Below are 19,242 nucleotides of genomic sequence, written 5' to 3'. Positions count from 1 at the left end.
ACGAGGAAGGGCCGGCGGTCTTCCGCCGGCCCTTCCTCGTCAGAGCGTTGTCACAGCGTCGTCAGAGCTCGGTGGAGCCCTTGCTCGGCAGGCCGGTCTGGGCGGCGATGGCGTTCCAGAGCGTCGAGGCCTGGTTCTTCGCCGTCGTGGCCGCCCCGCTGGCCTCGTCGCCCGCCTTGAGGTGCGGGTTGTCCTTCTTGGTCGGGTCGCAGCCGGCGACCGAGTCGCCCGCCCAGCCCGCGTACTCGCGGTCGGCGGTGGCCGAGGCCTGCCACGCCTTCTGCAACTGCTCGACCAGCTGCGGGCCGCTCGGCAGCTTGTCCACCTTGAGCCCGGCCAGACCGGCCACCAGCTGGTCGCGCTTGGCGGCCGCGTCGGTGAGCGCCTGCTGGGACTCCGGCAGCTTCTCGCACTTGCGGACCGAGCCCACCGCGCCGATCACCGCCTGACGGCTGGAGTTGGCCGTGCCGAGCAGGTCGGAGAGCGCCTTCGCCTGGGCCTGCAGCTCGGGGCTCACCGCCGTGCCGGTGCCCGCCGTGGCGGGCGCGCTGGTGCCGGCCTTGCCCGCGGTCGGCGCCTTGCCGCCTCCGGAGTCGCCGCCGCTCGCCAGCACGGCGATCAGGATGCCGGCCGCCGCGACGCCGGCGATCACCCCGCCGATGATCAGCTTGTTGTTCGGGCGGCCGCCGCCCTCACCGCCGCTCGGGTACCCCTGGTCCACCGGCGCGTAGGCCGGGGGCGCGGGCGGGAAGCCCTGCGCGGGCGCACCGTACGGCTGCTGCGGAGCACCGAACTGCTGCTGGCCACCGAAGCTCTGACCGCCGAAGGTCTGGCCACCGAAGGTCTGCTGGGCGCCGTAACCCGGCTGCTGCGGGGGCTGGGGCGGCTGGCCCGGGAAGGACTGGCCGCCGTAGGAGGGCTGACTTCCCATCGGCTGCTGCTGGGGCACGCCCCCGCCGGCCGCCGGGTCACTCGTCGGGTAGGGCGGCAGGTACTGCGTCTCGGGCGCCGCCTCTGCCTGCGGGGCCTGCGGCTGCGCCTGGTGCTGCTGCGGGGCCTGCTGGGCCGGCGCGCCCAGGTACTCCGGCCCACCCTGGAACTGCTCGGGCGGCGTCGTCTGCTGCTGCGCAGGCGGTTGTGCCCCCGGCTCCGGACGGAACAGATCGTCCAGGTTGAAGTCGTTGGAGTTGGAGTACGAGCGGCGCTGGCTCAACGCGATTCCTCACCTGTGCTCGGCACCGGACGTGCGAGGGCAACCGACAGCCACCGGACGGCCCCAGGCCGTCCGAGCTGTCTCTCCCGTGTCCGCACCCGGGCCTTCCTCGGTTCTTCCGCGCGCTCGTTGACGGCGGACCACTACTGCTCGGCAACCTCGGTAACGCAGTGACGCCGATATATCGCGCCCACGCTACCGGTTCACCGGTACAGGTGACTACGCGGGCCGGAGATCTCTCACGCAGCCTCCACCTCCGCCCGTGCCTGGAACTCCCGCACCACCCGGTGGTCCCGGTACGGCTCCAGCCTGCGGCGGAATTCGTCCAGGTACTCCACGCCCCGGTTGGACCGCAGCCCGCTGAGCAGCCGCACCGCCTGCGCACCGGTCTCACAGGCCCGCTCGACGTCACGCTGCTGCAGCTGGGCCGTCGCCAGCAGTACCAAGTCCACCGCGCGCCGCCGCACCCTCGTCGGCGGGTGCAGCTCGAGTGCCGTACGGGCGTACCGCTCGGCCTGCACCGCCTGCTCCAGATCCCGGTGGCAGTGCGCCAACTCGTCGGCCAGATAGGCCTCGTCGAAGTGGACGATCCAGTCCGGGTCGTCCTCCGGCTTGCGCTGCTCCATCGCCGCCAGCGCCTTGGCCGCGACCGCCTCGCAGGAGCGGGCGTCGCCCAGCAGCGCGTGGCCGCGGGCCTCCGCCGCGTAGAACATCGCCATCGCGGTCGGGGTGGCCACCGCGCGGGCGCCCTCCTGGGCGGCCCTGGCCAGCTGGGCGATCTCCCGCGGGTTGCCCAGCGTCGCCGCCAGGTGGCTCATCGAGGCGGCCAGCACATAACCGCCGTACCCGCGGTCGTCCGCCGCCTGGGCCAGGCGCAGCGCCTGGATGTAGTACCGCTGCGCCAGGCCGGGCTGTCCGGTGTCCACCGCCATGTACCCGGCCAGCTCCGTGAGCCGGGCGACGGCCCCGAAGAGCTGACGACCCGTCTCCTCCCGGTACGCACCGCTGAGCAGCCCGGAGACCACGCTGTTGAGGTAGTGCACCACGACCGGGCGGACGTGCCCGCTGCCGAAGCGGTGGTCCAGCTCGACCAGCATCTGGGTGGTGGCACGGATCGCCGCCACGTCGGCGAGACCGACCTTGGGCCCGCCGGTGCGGGCCACCACCGGGTCGGGCGGGGTGATCAGCCAGTCCCGGCTGGGCTCGACCAGGGCGGAGGCCGCGACGGTGGCACCGGCCAGGAACTCGCGGCGGCCGACGTCGCTGCGCCAGAGCTCGCAGACCTGGTCCAGGGCCCCGCTGAGGGTGGCGGCGAACTGCAGGCCCACGCCGGAGCTGAGGTTCTTGCCGTCGGCCATGCCGATCTCGTCGACCGTCACACCGCGGCCGAGTTTGCGGCCGAGCGCCTCGGCGATCACCGCCGGCGCCTGTCCGCGCGGCTGTTGGCCGCGCAGCCAGCGGGCGACGGAGGTCTTGTCGTAGCGCAGGTCGAGCCCGTGCTCGGCACCGCAGAGGTTCACCCGGCGGGCGAGGCCCGCGTTCGAGCAGCTCGCCTCCTGGATCAGCTGCTGCAAACGCTCGTTGGGCTGTCGTGCGACGAGTGGTCTCGCGGCCATGGGCTTCGCCTCCCCACGCCCCCGGCCCTGACCGGCGGGCGACGATTCTGCTGCTCTGGTGCCGACGTGCCGACCGGTTAAGGCTTCTGACCCAAGGTTAGCGATCAGCAACACCAGCGGGATACCCACGGTGACGACCCGACCCCCCACGCGCCCTGCCAAATGCCCCCGTGCGCCCCCGCCTGCGCCGGTAGCGCCCCCAACAGCAGTACCGAACGCACATGGGCGGCCCCAGAACCGTGTGCAGTCGGGTACCTACAGGGGCGCGGGGCTCTGTTTGATCAACTGCGTGCGCGACCAAGGCACGACGTAGGTGCACGGTTGATCGCGCAGTTCCCCGCGCCCCTGTTGTGGTTGCCCGTGTGCGTTCGGTTTCCCCGCGCGCTGGGGGCACCCGAGTGCGTACGGTTCCCCCGCCGGAGGCCGTAACTCTGTTCACCGACGGTAGTTGAGCAGCACGTGGAAGACACCCCAGGAGCCCCCGAGCAGGGCCTGCCCCCGCTTCTCATCGAAGCCGTCAGTTACGCAGAGGACCGTCACTGGGAAGTCGCCCCCGGCACATGGCTGATCGAGGGCGACGGCCCGACCCGCTGCTCCTGCGGCGATCCGGACTGCCGGATGCCGGGCGCTCACCCCACCAGCGAGGACTGGCGCCGTAGGGCGAGCGCCGGCCCCGGTGTGGTGCGGCGCTGGTGGACGGAGAATCCGGAGGCCTCGATCCTGCTGCCGACCGGCCGTTCCTTCGACGTGCTGGACGTCCCGGAGGTGGCGGGCTGCCTGGCGCTGGCCCGGATGGAGCGGATGGGGCTTCAGCTCGGCCCGGTGGTGGCCGTCCCCGCTGCCGCCGGTCAGGTCGGGCGGCGGCTGCTCTTCCTGGTGCTGCCCGGGGTGTTGACCAAGCTCCCGGAGATGCTGCGCAAGCTCGGCTGGGCGCCCGGCCGGCTCGACCTGGTGGCCCGCGGCGAGGGCGACTGGATCGTCGCGCCGCCGTCCCGGGTCGGCCCGTACAGCTTCGCCCAGTGGGCCCGGCCGCCGTCCGCGCTGAACCGCTGGCTGCCGGACGCCGCGGAGCTGATCAACCCGCTGGCGTACGCCTGCGGCCGCGAGGCACCCTCCGTCCGGACCCCGCAGTCCCAGCCCGCGGCGGTGCGTTGACGGCACCTCAGCAGGCTCCACCGACGGCCGCCCTACGCCTATCGGGTGAGGGTGTGCTCCGCGCGAGACCCCGCGCGCATCTGACGGGCCTTGTCTCCCACCGGAGACGGGGTCCGTCAGACGCATGTACGGATAAGAGATCGGTGTACCCGATCGTCAACGCGGAAAGCCCCTCGTACGAGTGACAACGCTCAAGGATTGCCGCGATCTGCCGAGGGGAGAAATTCCAGCGAGAGGGGCGGTACGGACGAGACGGGAGGAGCGGCGGCAGAGGGGGCGAAAGGACCGGGGGACGGCCGGGAGGGCGCTCGGACGGGGAAGCCGAGTGTGGCCGGCGGGACCGGGGGGGTGTGGGGGGACGCGGGGGGCCGTGGCACCGGCCGCGCTCGGGGTGGCCGGGTGGCACGGAGTGGGGGACCAGGGGGACCGGGGAGGGATCAGGGAGGGACCGGAGGGGAGCGGGGAGGAGTGGCAGGGCCCGGTGCATGGGGATGCACCGGGCCCTCAAGCTGTCCGGACAAGGTCAGGCCTGGGCGACGAAGACGTGCGCCGCGATGTCCTTCTCCAGCTCGGCCGCGTCGTCACCGGTGCCGACCAGGACACCGCCCACCCCGACCGCGACCCGAACCGTCGCACCCGGGCGGACACCGGCCCGGCGCAGCGTACGCATCAGGTGCTCGTCGGTCTGGATCGGCTCGCCGATCCGGCGGACCACCACGCTGGTGCCGCCGTCACCCGGCCGCAGTGCGTCCAGCGTGACCAGGGCGGAGTCGAAGCCCTCGCCCTCGGCCTTGGTGTCGCCCAGCTCGTCCAGGCCCGGGATCGGGTTGCCGTACGGGGACTGGGTCGGGTGGCCGAGCATGGCGAGCACCTTGCGCTCGACCGTCTCGCTCATCACGTGCTCCCACCGACAGGCCTCCTCGTGGACCTGCTCCCACTCCAGGCCGATGACGTCGACCAGCAGGCACTCGGCGATGCGGTGCTTGCGCATCACCCGGACGGCGAGCCGTCGGCCCTCCTCGGTGAGCTCGAGGTGCCGGTCGCCCGCGACCCGGAGCAGGCCGTCGCGCTCCATCCGGCCGACGGTCTGGCTGACCGTGGGACCGCTCTGTTCGAGGCGCTCCGCGATCCGGGCACGCATCGGGGTGATGCCTTCTTCCTCCAGCTCCAGGATGGTGCGAAGGTACATCTCAGTGGTGTCGATCAGCCCAGACATCGCAGCTGGCTCCGTTCCTCGGTGTCCTCACCGCCAATTCTGACCTACCGCACCGACAACCGGAGCCGCACGGGCCTGTCGCTCGGGGCTTTTTGTCCCTGTTGACAGACGCCCACCCCAGGCAGGACGGTGCTGACCGTAGCTTTCTCCATTGCGGTCTGGACCACCAGGCCTCCCAGCGCGGTACGGAGATCTGATGAGCGACCTGGTCGGGCGGTACTTCGACGCCGCAGTGGCCCACCTCCAGCGGATCCGGACGGAGGAGGCCGCGAACATCGAGCGGGCCGCCGAGCTGCTGGCCGAGGCCGTCGCCCGGGGGCGGCGGATCTTCACCTTCGGCGCCGGGCACTCCTCGCTGGCCGCCCAGGACGTGGTCTACCGGGCCGGCGGCCTGGTGGTGATCAATCTGCTGAACGTCCCGGGGATGACCGGCGTCAACGTGATGCCCGCCCCGCTCGGCAGCGCGCTGGAGCGGGTCTCCGGCCTGGCCACCGCCACCCTGGACCTCACCCCGGCGCAGGCCGGTGACCTGCTCTTCGTGATCTCGCTCTCCGGCCGCCAGGTCATGCCGGTCGAGCTGGCCCAGCACGCCAGGGCCCGGGGTCTGCACGTGGTCGGGGTGACCTCGCTCGCCTATCCGGGGGAGGTGACCTCCCAGCACCCCTCCGGCACGTACCTCAAGGACCACTGCGACGTGGTGCTGGACAGCAAGATCGCGGTCGGCGACGGCGAGCTCACGCATCCGGGTGCCGAGACCACCTTCGGCTCGGTCTCCACCATCGTCACCAGCGCAGTGATGCAGGCCGTGGTGGCCTCGGCCGTCGGCCGGCTGGCCGACCAAGGCGTCACTCCCCCGCTGTTCCGTTCGGGCAACGTCGACGGCGGCACCGACTGGAACGCCAAGGCGATGGCCGACAACGCGGAGCGGATCTTCTACACCTTCTGACGAGCTCCCGGTCACGTCCCCTGTCCCGAACGGGAGTTGGCACGCATACTGGCCGGACACCAGGCGTACCCGCCCACCGCTCGGGGCAGTACGTACCTGCTGGGGACACTGAGACGGTGGGGGCCGACATGGCGGCGGGGGCAGGTCGTTCGATGGGCTGGGTACGGGAGGACGAGCTGCTGCCCGAGCTGTTCTGGACAGCCGACTCCTCCTCCCTGCAGGGGCAGCGCCGCTCCATCGCGCTCTCCCGCTGGGAGCTGCTGCTGCTGGTGGCGGCCGCCGCGGCCGGGTCAGCCGACGGCAACGTCTGGGCCTGGGTGGCGGCCTTCGCCTACCTCTGTACGGTCGGCCTCGCGGCGGTGACCAGCCGGCAGAACCCGCAGGGCCTCTGGTACGAGGGCCGGGCGGCGGCCGAGTCGGTCAAGACACTGTCCTGGAAGTACGCCGTCCGGGCCGACGCCTACCAGCCGCCGCCGAAGACCCTGCCGGACGCCGAGCGGCTCTACGACGTCCAACTGGGGGGCATTCTCGGCCAGTTCGGCACCAGCCGGGCGATTCCGCAGCTCAACCGCGTGCAGGACGAACTGCGCTCCTGGCAGGGCCCGTTGGCCGGGCGGCCGGCGCACCACCCGCAGATCACCGAGACCATGCGGCAGTTGCGCGACCAACCCCTCGCGGTGCGCCGCGACGTGTACCTGCGGGAGCGGGTGCGCACCCAGCGCGAGTGGTACCGGAACAAGGCCCGGCACTGCGCCAACGCCAGCCGCTGGGCGAGCCTGCTCGGCATCGCGCTGCCCCTGCTCGGGCTGGCGCTGGCCGTCATGCGCGCACTGGACTACTTCAGCTACGACGCGCTCGGCACCGTCTCCGCCGTCGCGGCCTCGATCTCGGCCTGGGCGCAGCTGCGCCAGTACCGCCCGCAGGCCGCCGCGTACTCGCTGGCCGCCTCCGAACTGGCCGTCATCGACGTCCAGCTGGGGCAGCTGGAGGTGGAGTCCACGGACGCCGAGGAGACCTGGGCCCGGCTGGCACGGGACGCCGAGGACGCCATCTCCCGCGAGCACACCACCTGGCAGGCCCGCCGCGAGGTGCGCAGCCTGGACGTGCCCAGCTAGTCCCCCCATCCCCGAACAAGGAGGTACCGAGTGTCGCATCGACGCGTCGAGGTGGCCGGGGGCCGCACTCTGGCTGTCGACACGCTCGGGGATCCGCACGGCAGACCGGTCTTCCTGCTGCACGGCACCCCGGGCAGCCGGGTCGGCCCCAACCCGCGCAGCTCCGTGCTCTACCGGCTCGGCGTCAGGCTGATCGCCTTCGACCGTCCCGGGTACGGGGACTCCGCCCGGCTGCCCGGCCGCCGGGTCAGCTCGGCGGTCGCCGACGTCGAGGCGATCGCCGACGCGCTGGGGCTGGACGACTTCGCCGTCCTCGGCCGCTCCGGCGGCGGGCCGCACGCCCTGGCCTGTGCGGCCCTGCTGCACGGCCGGGTGAGCCGGGTCGCCGCGCTGGTCAGCCTGGCGCCACGGGACGCCGACGGCCTGGACTGGTACGGCGGAATGACGCCGTCCAACGTCCGTGAGTACAGCGAGGTCGAGCGCGGGCTGCACCACTTCGCCGACAGCTTCCAGTTCCGCTCCCGGCAGATCAAGGACGACCCGGTCAGCCTGATCAAGGACCTGGTGCCCGAACTCCCGCCCACCGACCGGACACTGGTCACCGACTCCGGCCTCCGCCGGATGCTGCTGAGCACCTACCGGGAGGCGTTCCGGTACGGCGCGGACGGCTGGATCGACGACGTGCTGGCCTTCACCACCAACTGGGGCTTCAAGGTCGAGGACATCGCCGTCCCCACCCGGCTCTGGCACGGCGCCGACGACCAGTTCTCCCCCGTCGACCACTCCCGCTGGCTGGCCGACCACATCCCGGGTGCCGAGCTCTACCTGGAGCCCGGAGCCGCCCACTTCGGCGCCTTCAAGGTGATGACCGAGGCTCTCAAGTGGGCTGCCGGGTCCGCTACCTGACCGGGGTGAGCGGTTCCTCCCCGGAGAGCACGGCGAGCACGTTGTCGACGGCCAGGCTGCCCATCGCCTGACGGGTGCGGACGGTGGCGCTGCCCAGGTGCGGGGCCAGGACGGCGCGCTCCTGGGCCAGCAGGGCGGCCGGCACCTGCGGCTCGCGCTCGAAGTTGTCGACGGCGGCGGCGAAGAGGTGGCCGGAGTCGAGGGCGGCGGCCAGCGCCTCCTCGTCCACCACTCCGGCCGTCATGCTCACCACCACGGCCCCGCGCGGGAGCCGGGCCAGCCGGTCGGCGTCGACCAGGTGCCTTGTGGCGGCGGAGAGCGGGCAGGCGACCACCAGGACCTGCGACTGGGCCAGCAGCTCGTCCAGCGGCAGCCAGCGGGCGCCGTCCTCCTCGGCGGCGGGCAGCCGGGAGCGGTTGTGGTAGCCGACGGGCATGTCGAAGGCGGCGGCGCGGCGGGCCACCGCCCGGCCGATCCGGCCCATGCCGAGGATGCCCAGCGGAGTGCCGGCCAGTTCCAGGCCGAGCAGGAAGTTGGGTGCCCAGGCCCAAGGCCGTCCCGAACGGAGCAACCGCTCGCCCTCGCCGAGCCTGCGGGTGGCGGCCAGCAGCAGCGCCCAGGCCATGTCGGCGGTGGCGGCGGTCAGTACGCCGGGAGTGTTGGAGACCAGCACCCCACGCTCGGCGCAGGCCGCCAGGTCCACGTTGTGGGTGCCGACTGCATGGTTGGCGACGATCCGCAGGCCCGGACCGGCCGCGTCCAGGAACTCGCCGTCCACCACGTCGTCCAGGGTGGTGACGGCGGCCGCCTTGCCCTGCACCGCCTTGAGCAGCTCGGGCCGGGGCATCGGCAGGTCGTCGTCGTGCAGGGTGACGGCGCAGGACGGCGCCAGCCGCTCCAGCACGCCCGGGGCGAGCCGACGGGTGACGAGGACGGGGGGCAGCGTGGTGTCGGTCATCAGGCCCGCAGGCTACAACACGGTACAGCTCCCCCGAGGGGCTCCTGGTGCGTCCGCAGTAGGTGGGCCATCGATCAGGTGGGCATCCCAGGGGTGCGGGGAACTGCGCGGGGTCGGAAGGCGCCGGCCTGTGCCCTACCGCTTCGCGCAGTTCCCCGCGCCCCTGTGGTTGGCCCGGTGCCTCATGTGTTGGCGGACGCGTCTACACGGGCTGCGGCTCCAGGTCCCGGTTGATGCGCTTCCAGCCCCGCGCCGACACCGTGTTGGGGTGCTCCTCCCCGAACAGCCGGAGCAGCTCGGACACCGCGTGGTCGCGCAGCTCGGTGGCCTGGGCGAGCCGGCCGGCCTTGCGGAGGGTGACCCCGAGGTTGGCCTCGCAGGCGATGGCGTCCGGGTGGCTGGGGCTGTAGCGGTTGCACAGACCGGCGTACGCGGCCCGCTCCATCTCCTCCGCCTTGGCCAGCTGGCCGTCCTCGCCGTACGCGTTGGCCAGGTTGATCATCGCGTTGAGGGTGAACGGGTGGTCCGGGCCGAGCACCCGCTGCAGCCCGGCGACGGTGTGCCGGCCGCGCCGGATCGCCTCCTCGACGTCCCCGCTGCCGCGCAGGTAGATGCCCAGGTTGTTCTCACAGGCCAGGGTGAAGGGGTGCTCGTCGCCGAAGAGCCGCCGGTGCCCGTCGTAGACGGTGGTGGCGAGGTCGCGGGCGGCCTCCTTGTCGCCGGAGGCGCTGTGGTCGGCGGCCAGGTTGAGCGCGCAGGCCAGCGTGTCCGCCGCCTCGGCGCCGTAGCGGTCGAGGTAGCGCTCGTACGTCTGAGTGGTGATCTGGCGTGCCTCGCGCAGCTGCCCGTCGCGGCGCAGCGAGACCGCGAGGGACTTGGCGTTGCGCAGGTTCTCCGGCAGGTCGGGCTGGAGGACGGCGTCGAGGTCGACGGTGACCTCGCGCAGCAGCTCGATGGAGCCCTTGTAGTCGCCGATCTCCCGCAGGTCGCGGGCCAGGTTGGACTTGCTGGAGAGGGTGTACGGGTGGCTCAGGCCGAGCACCGCCTTCCGGCGGTCCCAGGTCTCCTGGTCGAGGTCGCGCGCGGCCTCGCTGTCGCCGACCAGGCGGTGGTCGATGGCCAGGTTGTTGGCGATGGAAAGCGTGCGGGGGTTGTCGTCGCCGAACAACTCCCGGAACTGGCTGTAGGTTTCGAGGTCCAGGTCGAGGGCGTCCTGGAAGCGGCCGAGTGCTCGCAGGTCGGCGCCGAGCGAGCCGGCGGTCATCAGGGTGTACGGGTTGTGCTCGCCCAGCAGCTCCCGCTGGCCGGCCAGGGTGCTCTCGTCCAGCGCCAGGGCGTCGGCGTAGTTGCCCTGGGAGCGGAGCACGTTGGCGAGCTGGAAGTTGAGGCTGAGGATCTGGCGGCGAAGGTTGCGGCGCTCGGAGTCGTCCCGCTCCCCGACCAGCCGGTCGACCCAGGTGGCGTCGAGCTGCTCGGCGAGCCGCCGGGCGCGGTCCAGGTCGGTGCGCTTCCAGAGGTAGCGGACGCGGTCGATCAGCAGCTCGCGGGTCTCCCGCTCGTCGCAGTCCTGGGCCCTGGACGGGGCGAGGTGCGGCCAGATCTTCTCGAAGCGGGGCCAGTTGGCCGGGTTGTCGGTGTCGCCGAGCACCGGGCGCGCGCCGACCAGGATGCGGTGCACCTCGTGCATCGCGGCCTCCCGGTCGGCGTCGCTCATCTCGGAGCGGACCACGGCCTGCACCAGCCGGTGCACCTGGAAGCTGTTGCTGGCGGCGTCCACCTTGGCCAGCGCGTACCGGCCGACGGCCTGGATCACCTTGCCGAGCATGAAGGTGTCGCTGAGGTCCTCGTCGTACTGGACCAGGGCACGGATCATCTGGTCGCTGTAGAAGAGGTCCATCGAGATCGGCTCGGGCGCGAAGAAGGCGCAGAGCTGCAACAGCCGTACGGCCGCAGGGGACTGTTCGCGCAGCCGGGCGATCGAGACGTTCCAGGTGGCGCCGACGGGCGTCGGGTAGTCGGCCGGGCGGCCGACCGCGAGGGCCTTGGTGGCCTCGGCGTGCAGCTGGGCGACATAAGTGTCGACGGGGGTACGGGTGGTGTCCAGCCAGGCGGCCGCGACCTCGACGGCAAGCGGCAGGTCGCCGACCGCCTCGGCGACCCGGTCGGCGTCGTGCCGGGAGAGCCCGCGGGTGCGTCGGCACAGGTGCTCGACGCTCTCGCCGCGGGTGAAGACGTCCACCCCGAGCACCCCGGCCTGGCCGGACCAGGCCTGGTTGCGCGAGGTCACCAGGATGTGGCCGGACCCGCCGGGGAAGTACCGGCGGATCTCGCCGGGCTCGTCGGCGTTGTCGAAGATCAGCAGCCAGCGGGAGGTCGGGGTGCCCCGGCGCAGTGCCTCGCGCGCCGCCTCGGCGGCCTCGTTGACGCTGTCGCCGACCCGCAGCCCCAGCCTGGTGGCCAGCTCGGCCAGCGCCGAGGGGATCAGCTCGGTCTGTTCGGCGTCGATCCACCAGACCAGGTCGTAGTGCGACATGTACCGGTGCGCGTACTCCAGCGCCAGCTGGGTCTTGCCGACGCCGCCGAGGCCGTACAGGGTCTGCGGCGTGGGCAGCACCACCGTCGGCCCGCCGACCAGCTGGTCCCGCAGGTCGTCGAGCACCTTGGCCCGGCCGGTGAAGGACGGGTTGCGCTGCGGCACGGACCAGTACGAGGGCTTGGTGCCGGGGAAGCGCGGGATCTCCGCGGTCGCCTCGTCGAGCACCGCGTCGGCCCGGCCGAGTGCGCGCAGCAGGGTGACGGCGGCCTGGGTCTCGTCCCGGCCGACCAGGTCGACGGGGTTGCGGCTGTTGAAGGGCGCGGTGAGCCGGACGTCGCTGACCCGGACGGGCACCAGCTGGCGCCGCGTACCCGCCGGGTCGAACCCGGCCATCGAGTCCCAGAGCGCCCGGGCCTGCGGCGAGCGCAGGTACGCGGCGGAGAACACCGCGACGGTCCGGTACGCGGCGTCGATGCCCCGCTCGGTCTCCGAGCGCGAGTCGGCCCCGGCGCCCAGGTCCCGCGGCACCACCCGGAATCCGGCGCCTTCCAGGACGGCGGCGATCCAGTCGGCCCACATGCGGTCCTCGGGCACGTAGCTGAGGTAGAGGTCGGCGGGGACGGTCGGGCGGCGCCGGGTGTAGGCGTCCACCCAGTGCAGCCGGACGTCCTCGTCCACCGGCGGCAGGCCGGCGACCCGGCCCCGGGTGAGCACCGAGGTCAGCCGCTCGCAGGCGGCCAGCATCGAGGTCGGTGTGCCGACCTGGTCGCCGAAGGTGGCCAGGATCTCCTCGTAGGCGTAGAACGGCCGGTACGGGATCTCCACCGAGCCCCAGTACTGGGCGAGGTCCTCGTCCGCCAGCCCCTCGGGCAGGCCGCCGAACCGCAGCCGGGCCAGCGCCCGCCCGGCGTCGGCCTTCTCCTTCTCACCCTCGTCGATCCGCATCGGCACCGGCAGGATCCGGATGCCCCGGTCGCGGTAGCGGTCGTTGATGTGCTGGGCGATCTTCGAGGCGCCCTCGATGCTCTGGTCGCTCAGCGTGAAGCAGACCACCAGGTCGTCGGGCATCTGCACGGTGCAGATCTCGGCGATGTCGGAGAGCCCGGTACGGCTGTCGATCAGGACGTAGTCGTAGCGCCGGCTCATGTCGCGCTTGAGCGCGTCGAAGAACTGGCCGCCGTCGAAGCGCTCGTAGAAGAGGTCCCAGTCGAGCCGGCCCACGGTCTCGGAGTAGTCCCGGTTCGGCTGGCCCGCCGAGAGGAAGTCCAGGCTGCCGCCGGGCGGGAAGAACTGCCAGGAGAGCGAGAGGGCGTGCGGGTGGACGCGGGCGAAGTCCTCGTGCCAGCCGGGGGCGTGGTCGACCTCGCGGAGCGCCTCCTCCCGGTACTCGGTGATCAGGTCCATCATGCCGGTCGTGCCGGCGAGGGCGGCCTGGTCGAGGAAGGGGCGGAAGAACTTCGCCAGACCGGGCGCCTCAAGGTCCCAGTCCACGGTGAGCACCCGGAACCCGTTGGCGGCGAGGATCCAGGCCGTGTTGGCCAGCGCCATGGTCCGGCCGGTGCCGCCCTTGTACGAGTAGAAGGTGACGATCCGGCCGTTCCGGTCCTCGTTGGCGTGCGACTCCGACTCCGCGGTGGCGACGCCCTCGGCGCGCATCCGGAGGTTCCTGGTCGGGTTCTCGGTCATGCCTCTCCTCCCCCGAAAGCGGCCCCCGGGGGAGAGCCGCCTTCCTCATCACTACCCGGCTCGCCGCGGCCCGTCCCGGGCCGCCTCGATCTGGGCTCATTGACCGTTCTGGGCTCGTTGACCGTTCTGGGCTCACCGCCGAAGGCCTCCCGCAGGCTGGGCCTCGGCGCACCCGGCCTGCCCTGAGTGCTCTTGGCCCGGTCCTCGAACGCGTACTTGGCCCGCATGGCCGCCCTCGGCAGGGCGTCCTCGAACTCCTCGAGGGTGGCCAGCCCGGAGGAGTCGCCCTGGAAGCTCGGCTTCGCCTCCCGATGCTTGAACCGCAGTGTCTGGGTGCTGAGTTCACCCAGCTGCCGGTCCTGCGCGACGCAGTCCGGATCCTCCGAGTTCCACGGCTCCAGAACGCTCACCCAGGGCGGGTTGCTCCGGTCGAACTTCCTTACGATCTCCCGGCGTTGTTCATCCCGCAAGGCCCAGCGGTCCAGCAGCAGCACCCCGGGCGCGGCCGGCTCGGCGCTCGCCAGGAGCTCCGGCGCCTCCTGGTCGAACTCATGGACGCTCGGGTGGAACCCCAGCTGCTTCGCCAGCCGCACCGCGTGCTCGGCCAACGGCCGTCCGGCCCGCGGCTGGTACGGGTGCCAGTCCACCCGGTTGGGACCGTAGTAGTCCGGGTTCCGGCCGTCCGGCAGCTCCGACTGCTTGTACGAGAACACCGAGATCCTCAGCCGCTTCGTCGGCGCGGCGGCCTTGAAGGCGCTCGGCTGCGACTGGAAGTCCAGCGGGCGGCCGACCGGGATCACGGTGTCCTCCGCGACATCCACGATCCGCTTGGCCAGCCGGTACACGGCCAGCTCGTACGCGGAGCGGAAGTAGCTGAGCTTCATCAGCGCATACAGGCCCTCGGCCGCGTAGTCCGGGCCGAAACTGCTGTGGTTGAACTGGAGTTGGCTGGCGACCTCCGGCAGCTGGTACTGGCCCATGGCCACCCAGAGCACCGGAACGATTCCGCTGGTCCGCTCCGAGGTCTGCCGTTCCGGGTAGACCGGGCGCTGGGTGAAGGAGTGCCACTCCTGGCCGCAGGCCACGCTGTTGAAGTAGCGCGGCGAGTAGAGCGGGACGAACACCCGGCAGCTCGCCAGCTCCTGGGAGAGCCGCTGCGCCCACAACTGGCCCTGGTGCATCGACTGGTCCATGAAGCCGACCGGCGCGCCCTCCGGCAGGTCGGTGAGCTGCAGAACCGCCTCGCAGAGGTCCTCGTAGAGCTTGCTCACCCAGTGGTTCGGATCGCCCGCTCCCCGGGTGCCGGCGCGCGGTGTGTGCGCGTAGCTGAGAAAGAAGTACGGCCGCGCCGTGTCCTCGTCCCAACCCCCAGGGTCGCCGTACACACGCGCCTCCCCCGAGACCGTCCGGTGTGTTGATGGTGCTCCGCCTCAGACGTAGCTGGTACTGCGCTCAGTTCCCAGTTGCGTCGTTCCCCCACAGAGGGCCTTCAGTGTAGGAAGGTCAGGTTCTCAAATGGAATAGGGCGGCGGAGGCAGATCGCCCCATGCTCTCGTCAAGTTCTGCATTCCCGCAGGAATTTGTCGGCGACGTCCACTCCTTCAGGGATCCGCAGCAGAAAGCATTCAGCATCGCCGAACATGCCTTCGACCAGACTCGGCATCCCCGCCGCGAGCGCCGGGCCCATCGGGACGAAGTGCTCGTCCACGAGATGGACGGCGTCGAAGTGCATCCACCGGCGCAGGCCCAGGCCGTCGGTGACCACGCAGCCGTAGCGCTGGATCGGCGGCTCGGGCTGCCAGTACTCGGCGAGGTGGAAGGCCGTGCAGCACCAGACCGGCACACCGATCAGCAGGGCCCGGGCCTCGCTGTCGTACAGCTTCCGGACGGGCGAGCGGTCGCCGAGGTGGCAGTCCAGCCGGTGCTCCGCCATCAACTCCTCGGCCCGGCGGCCGAGTGCGGTGAAGGAGGTCTGCGGGTGGTTGCTGCGCACGGCGGCCTTCTCCGCCCGGACCACCTCGGAGAAGTGGCCGAGGATCGGCGAGGTCGGCGAGGTGACCGGGTCGAAGGGCGGCATCCGGTCCCGGTGTTCGCGCAGCTCGGCGGGCGACATGCCGATCGTGGGCGCCAGGGCCAGCCGGGAGGTGTCGGAGTTCTCGGGGGTCGCGGTGTAGACGACCAGGGTGCCCTCCTCGCCGAGGACGTGCATCAGCGCCTTGAGCACCGTGCCCGCCCCGCCGTCCACCCTGCCGATCGACCGGAGGGACGACTGGACGAGCAGCGTCTCCCCTCGGGTGATGCCGAGATCTCGCAGATCCTGCTCCAGCTTCCCGGCAGCGAACACGGGTGAAACTCCTCAGCGTCGTCGAGCCCGTCCTAGCGGGCTACGGTGCTCCGGGCCTGCCACTGGGCGAAGTTCTCGGCCGCCGCGCGGCGGGCGGCGTCCTCGGCCGCCGCCCCCACCGGTACCGCCAGCCAGGGTGCCACGCCGGACCGCATCCCCTCGGCGAAGCGCTGCCCGAGGGCGGTCAGCGAGCCCGAACCGGCCAGCGTCTCGACGGCCTCGGCGGTATGGGCCCGCCAGGTCGCCAGCTGCACCCGGGCATGGCCCGCCGCCTCGCTCTCCAGGCCGTCGTACGCCCGCACCCGGGTGCCCCAGAACTCGGTGACGGCGAGGTGCGCGTACGTGCCCTGCAGCAGCCCCTCCAGCGGGCGCGGGTCGGGGCGCCAGGGTGCGTAGTAGTGGCGGTCGTCCGCCGGGTCGTACAGGTCCTGGAAGTCCAGTACCGCGCCCAGTTTGACGTGCTGGAACTCGTGCGCGATCAGCAGCGCCAGGGCGGGCGCGGTGGCCGGCCTGGCGATGCCGACGGCACCGAAGGCCTGCCGGGCCGCTGCGCTGACGTCCCGCCCGGCCGGGCCCGGCCGCAGCGGCGTGATGGTGCCGAGGCCCGCCAGGATCCCGGCGGCGTAGCCGGGCAGGTCCCGGCCGATCAGCTCCCAGGCCTCCCGCAACCAGCCGCTCCAGGCGAGCAGTTCACTCTCCGGCAGGCGGTCCTCGATCGGCCACTGGTGGCTGTCGCGCTGAGGGTCGGTGTCCTCCAGTGCGACCGTCCAGCCGCCGGCCAGGGCGACCCGGCGGACGGGCTGCCACGGACCGCCCTCCGGCGAGTCCCAGCCGACCGTGACGCCTCGCACCGTGAACCCGTCGGCTGTACCGCGCAGTTCGGCCTCACCCCCGCCGCCGACCAGGACCCGGCCGAGCGTCGGCAGGTGCACCGCACCGTCCCTGACCGGTACGGCCAGCTCGAAGTCCAGGCCGGCCCGCAGCGCTGCGGCGGCCGCGATCTCCGCGAAGCCGCCGAGGTCGGCGCCCGGCTCGCTCCGCAGGCAGCGCACGGCCCAGGCGCGCACGTACGGGTGCCCGAGCACGGCGTCGAGGGCGTGCGGGGCCCGGGCGTCCAACTCGGTCAGCAGCGACCACGGCTCGGGGGCGCCGGGCGAGATCGCCGCCAGCAGGCGGCGGGTGAGGCCGAGTTGGGCGTCGGCCAGGGTCGCCACGGTCTCGGTGCTGCCGTGACCCCTGGCCAGCTCGTCCACCTGCTGCTCGGTGAGCAACGGTTCGACGGGCGCGGCCTGGGCCGGAACGCCAGGAAAAACAGCCACACGATCCCGGATGGTCGTGATCAACTTCATGAGGTCCCCGCAGAAGACGGAGGGATTGTCGAACCCGCGGCCGGTGCGGTAGCGGTGCGCATACAGACCACCTCCGCAGGAGCGGACGACCGGGCAGGCCCGGCACTCGGCGCTCAGCCCGGCCAGGCCGGACTGACGCTCCATCATGCCCGGATGACCCGCCACCTCGTCCAGGGTATGCGCGAAGACGTCGAAACCCGTCGCGGGCGCACCGTCGAAGGCGGTCTTCAGACTGTCGGCCTGCTCCAGGGTGCCGTCCGTCTCGATCACGACCAGATCGGCCGGGTCGAGCCCGAGCGACTCGGTCAGGCTCGACTGCCCGCGCAGGGTCCGGTGGACCGAGTCGAAGGTACGGACCGCGACCGGCCTGCCGTGGGCCGTCCAGCGGTCGTAGACGGCCTGCAGCCAGTCGGCGTAGGGCGCCTCTCCGAGGCCGGAGGGACGTTTCGGCGGCTCGTCCCAGGTGGCGTGCGGGAGCAGGAAGTCGATCCTGGGCGGGTCGAGCTCGACCAGTGCGTCGTAGACGGCGACCGGGTCGTTCTCCACGTCGATGGTGCAGAGCAGGCCTGCGTAGAGGTGCCGGTACTCGGGCCGCCTGAGCAGCTCGACGGCGGCCAGCACTTTCGCGTGGCTGCTACGACCATCGGCGTACCGGCGGTGCCGGTCGTTGGCCGCCCGGTCGCCGTCGAGCGACACGCCGACCTTGATGCCCAGCTCGGCGAAGAGATCGCAGAACTCCCGGCCGAGCAGTACCCCGTTGGTGTGGATCCGCAGGTCCAGGGCGCACCCGGACGGCAGCGCACGGCGGAGCTCCTCCGCGGCCCGCCGCAGCAACGCGGGGCCGGCCAGCAGGGGTTCTCCGCCGTGCAGCACGACATGGACGGCCGGCAGCCGGTGGGCGAGGGCATGCTCCGCGATCCGCTCGGCCGTCGCAGTCAGCACCCGCTCGGAGACGGCGCGCGGCTTTCCGCGCCAGCTGGTGTCGGCGTGCTCGTACACATAGCAGTGATCGCAGGCCAGATCACAGCGGCTGTGCACCTTCAGGACGAACTGCGAGAACGGCACCGAGGGACGGGACATGTGCGTCTACCGGCCGCGCGGTGTCTGTCAGATCGAGGAGTTGAAGGCCGCTACGGCCACCTGACCGGACTCGGCGCCGGGCAGCGCCCGATGCAGCTGAGTGGTGAGCTTGTCGGAACCCAGATCGGCGAGGGAGGCGAGCGAGGCCCGTGGGGCGGGCTCCTCGACGGACTCGCGGTCAGCAGGCCGGGTGGCGAGTGCGGCGACCATTGCAGTCTCGTTTCTGCGGTTGAAGCGCGGGGAAACGGGGTAACACAGAGGCCTTGGCTCGGCCCTGGTTCGCCCGATTACCGCTGAGTGTCCCGGATCGGGCTACCTCTCGCGCGCCGAATGGCCAGAAATCCATCACTTCGAGCGGGATTCAAATACTGCAATTGACGTAGTACCCGCGCATGGGCCGCTACGGACAGAGCCGCTCCACCCGCCAGCCGCCGCCCTCCGCGATGTACCGCAGCCGGTCGTGCAGCCGGTTCTCCCGGCCCTGCCAGAACTCCACCTCCTCCGGGACCACCCGGTACCCGCCCCAGAACGGCGGCACCGGGACGCCCTCGCCCTCCGGGTAGCGGCGGCTCAGCTCGGCGTACCGCTGCTCCAGCACCTCGCGCCCGGCCACCGGGCTGGACTGCTCGCTCGCCCACGCGCCCAGCTGCGAGCCGTGCGGCCTGGTCCGGAAGTACGCCGCCGTCTCGTCCCGGCCGACCTTCTCGACCCGGCCGGTGACCAGCACCTGGCGGGCGATCGCGATCCACGGGAAGAGCAGCGCCGCCTGCGGGTTGACGGACAGTTCGGCGCCCTTGCGGGAGCCGTAGTTGGTGAAGAAGACGAAGCCGCGCCGGTCGAAACCCTTGAGCAGCACGGTACGAGAACTGGGCCGGCCGGCCGCGTCGGCGGTGGAGAGCACCATCGCGTTGGGCTCGATCACCCCGGCCTCGTCCGCCTGATGGAACCACTCGGTGAACTGGGTGACCGGGTCGGCGGCGAGCTGCTCCTCGGCCAGGCCCTCGTGCTGGTAATGCTTGCGCATCACGGTCAGGTCCGGACCGGGCCGCTCCTCGGCGGGCGTGGTCAGGGGTGTCGGGTGGCGTTCCGCGGTAGGCACGCCAACATCATCCCGTACGACAA

Annotated in this window: 14 protein-coding genes; 4 read left to right on the top strand and 10 right to left on the bottom strand. The window is 72.0% G+C overall.

The window, feature by feature from the left end; translation table 11 throughout:
- Nucleotides 1–61 precede the first annotated feature (61 nt).
- Both FB465_RS20385 and FB465_RS20380 read right to left on the bottom strand, forming a co-directional pair.
- Nucleotides 62–1,213, bottom strand: a complete 1,152-nt coding sequence (locus FB465_RS20385) for a hypothetical protein (RefSeq protein ID WP_145792593.1) — start codon at nucleotides 1,211–1,213, stop codon at nucleotides 62–64.
- A gap of 239 nt (nucleotides 1,214–1,452) precedes the next feature.
- A complete protein-coding gene (locus FB465_RS20380) occupies nucleotides 1,453–2,829 on the bottom strand; it encodes an NsdA family TPR-like regulatory protein (protein WP_145792591.1) in 1,377 nt (458 codons plus the stop codon).
- 459 nt (nucleotides 2,830–3,288) lie between these two features.
- Between FB465_RS20380 and FB465_RS20375 the strand changes: the two genes are divergently transcribed.
- Nucleotides 3,289–3,984, top strand: coding sequence for a bifunctional DNA primase/polymerase (locus FB465_RS20375; protein WP_145792589.1), 696 nt, complete (start codon nucleotides 3,289–3,291; stop codon nucleotides 3,982–3,984).
- Nucleotides 3,985–4,507: 523 nt separating this feature from the next.
- On the opposite strand, the gene FB465_RS20370 is transcribed toward FB465_RS20375, so the two are convergent.
- A complete protein-coding gene (locus FB465_RS20370) occupies nucleotides 4,508–5,200 on the bottom strand; it encodes an iron-dependent transcriptional repressor DtxR (protein WP_145792588.1) in 693 nt (230 codons plus the stop codon).
- 196 nt (nucleotides 5,201–5,396) lie between these two features.
- Between FB465_RS20370 and FB465_RS20365 the strand changes: the two genes are divergently transcribed.
- The 3 genes from FB465_RS20365 to FB465_RS20355 all read left to right on the top strand — a co-directional run bounded on the left by FB465_RS20365 (nucleotide 5,397) and on the right by FB465_RS20355 (nucleotide 8,167).
- On the top strand, nucleotides 5,397–6,146 hold the full coding sequence (locus FB465_RS20365) for a sugar isomerase domain-containing protein (protein WP_145792586.1): 750 nt from the start codon (nucleotides 5,397–5,399) through the stop codon (nucleotides 6,144–6,146).
- A gap of 116 nt (nucleotides 6,147–6,262) precedes the next feature.
- Nucleotides 6,263–7,261: a DUF4231 domain-containing protein gene (locus tag FB465_RS20360; RefSeq protein ID WP_145792584.1), complete on the top strand. Its 999-nt coding sequence runs from the start codon at nucleotides 6,263–6,265 to the stop codon at nucleotides 7,259–7,261.
- 30 nt (nucleotides 7,262–7,291) lie between these two features.
- The gene (locus FB465_RS20355; RefSeq protein WP_246192749.1) at nucleotides 7,292–8,167 is read left to right on the top strand and encodes an alpha/beta fold hydrolase; all 876 of its coding nucleotides are present in this window, start codon (nucleotides 7,292–7,294) and stop codon (nucleotides 8,165–8,167) included.
- Here the strand turns inward: FB465_RS20355 and FB465_RS20350 are convergent.
- From FB465_RS20350 to pdxH, 7 genes are all read right to left on the bottom strand, one after another.
- A complete protein-coding gene (locus FB465_RS20350; protein ID WP_145792582.1) occupies nucleotides 8,160–9,125 on the bottom strand; it encodes a 2-hydroxyacid dehydrogenase in 966 nt (321 codons plus the stop codon). The two genes, FB465_RS20355 and FB465_RS20350, sit on opposite strands and share 8 nt — an antisense overlap.
- A gap of 202 nt (nucleotides 9,126–9,327) precedes the next feature.
- The gene (fxsT, locus tag FB465_RS20345; RefSeq protein ID WP_246193256.1) at nucleotides 9,328–13,317 is read right to left on the bottom strand and encodes an FxSxx-COOH system tetratricopeptide repeat protein; all 3,990 of its coding nucleotides are present in this window, start codon (nucleotides 13,315–13,317) and stop codon (nucleotides 9,328–9,330) included.
- A gap of 26 nt (nucleotides 13,318–13,343) precedes the next feature.
- Nucleotides 13,344–14,732: a TIR-like protein FxsC gene (locus FB465_RS20340; RefSeq protein ID WP_145792579.1), complete on the bottom strand. Its 1,389-nt coding sequence runs from the start codon at nucleotides 14,730–14,732 to the stop codon at nucleotides 13,344–13,346.
- A 170-nt stretch (nucleotides 14,733–14,902) separates the two neighbouring features.
- Entirely contained in the window at nucleotides 14,903–15,691 is a 789-nt protein-coding gene (locus tag FB465_RS20335; RefSeq protein ID WP_145792577.1) for an AAC(3) family N-acetyltransferase, read from the bottom strand.
- 32 nt (nucleotides 15,692–15,723) lie between these two features.
- On the bottom strand, nucleotides 15,724–18,120 hold the full coding sequence (locus tag FB465_RS20330; protein ID WP_145792576.1) for an FxsB family cyclophane-forming radical SAM/SPASM peptide maturase: 2,397 nt from the start codon (nucleotides 18,118–18,120) through the stop codon (nucleotides 15,724–15,726).
- 27 nt (nucleotides 18,121–18,147) lie between these two features.
- Entirely contained in the window at nucleotides 18,148–18,330 is a 183-nt protein-coding gene (gene fxsA, locus FB465_RS20325) for an FxSxx-COOH cyclophane-containing RiPP peptide (protein WP_145792574.1), read from the bottom strand.
- A 190-nt stretch (nucleotides 18,331–18,520) separates the two neighbouring features.
- Nucleotides 18,521–19,219, bottom strand: a complete 699-nt coding sequence (pdxH, locus tag FB465_RS20320; protein WP_425461193.1) for a pyridoxamine 5'-phosphate oxidase — start codon at nucleotides 19,217–19,219, stop codon at nucleotides 18,521–18,523.
- Nucleotides 19,220–19,242: the final 23 nt, after the last annotated feature.

This window comes from Kitasatospora atroaurantiaca, assembly GCF_007828955.1.
In the GTDB taxonomy this organism is placed as follows: domain Bacteria; phylum Actinomycetota; class Actinomycetes; order Streptomycetales; family Streptomycetaceae; genus Kitasatospora; species Kitasatospora atroaurantiaca.
This window is presented reverse-complemented; position numbering and strand designations above follow the sequence as displayed.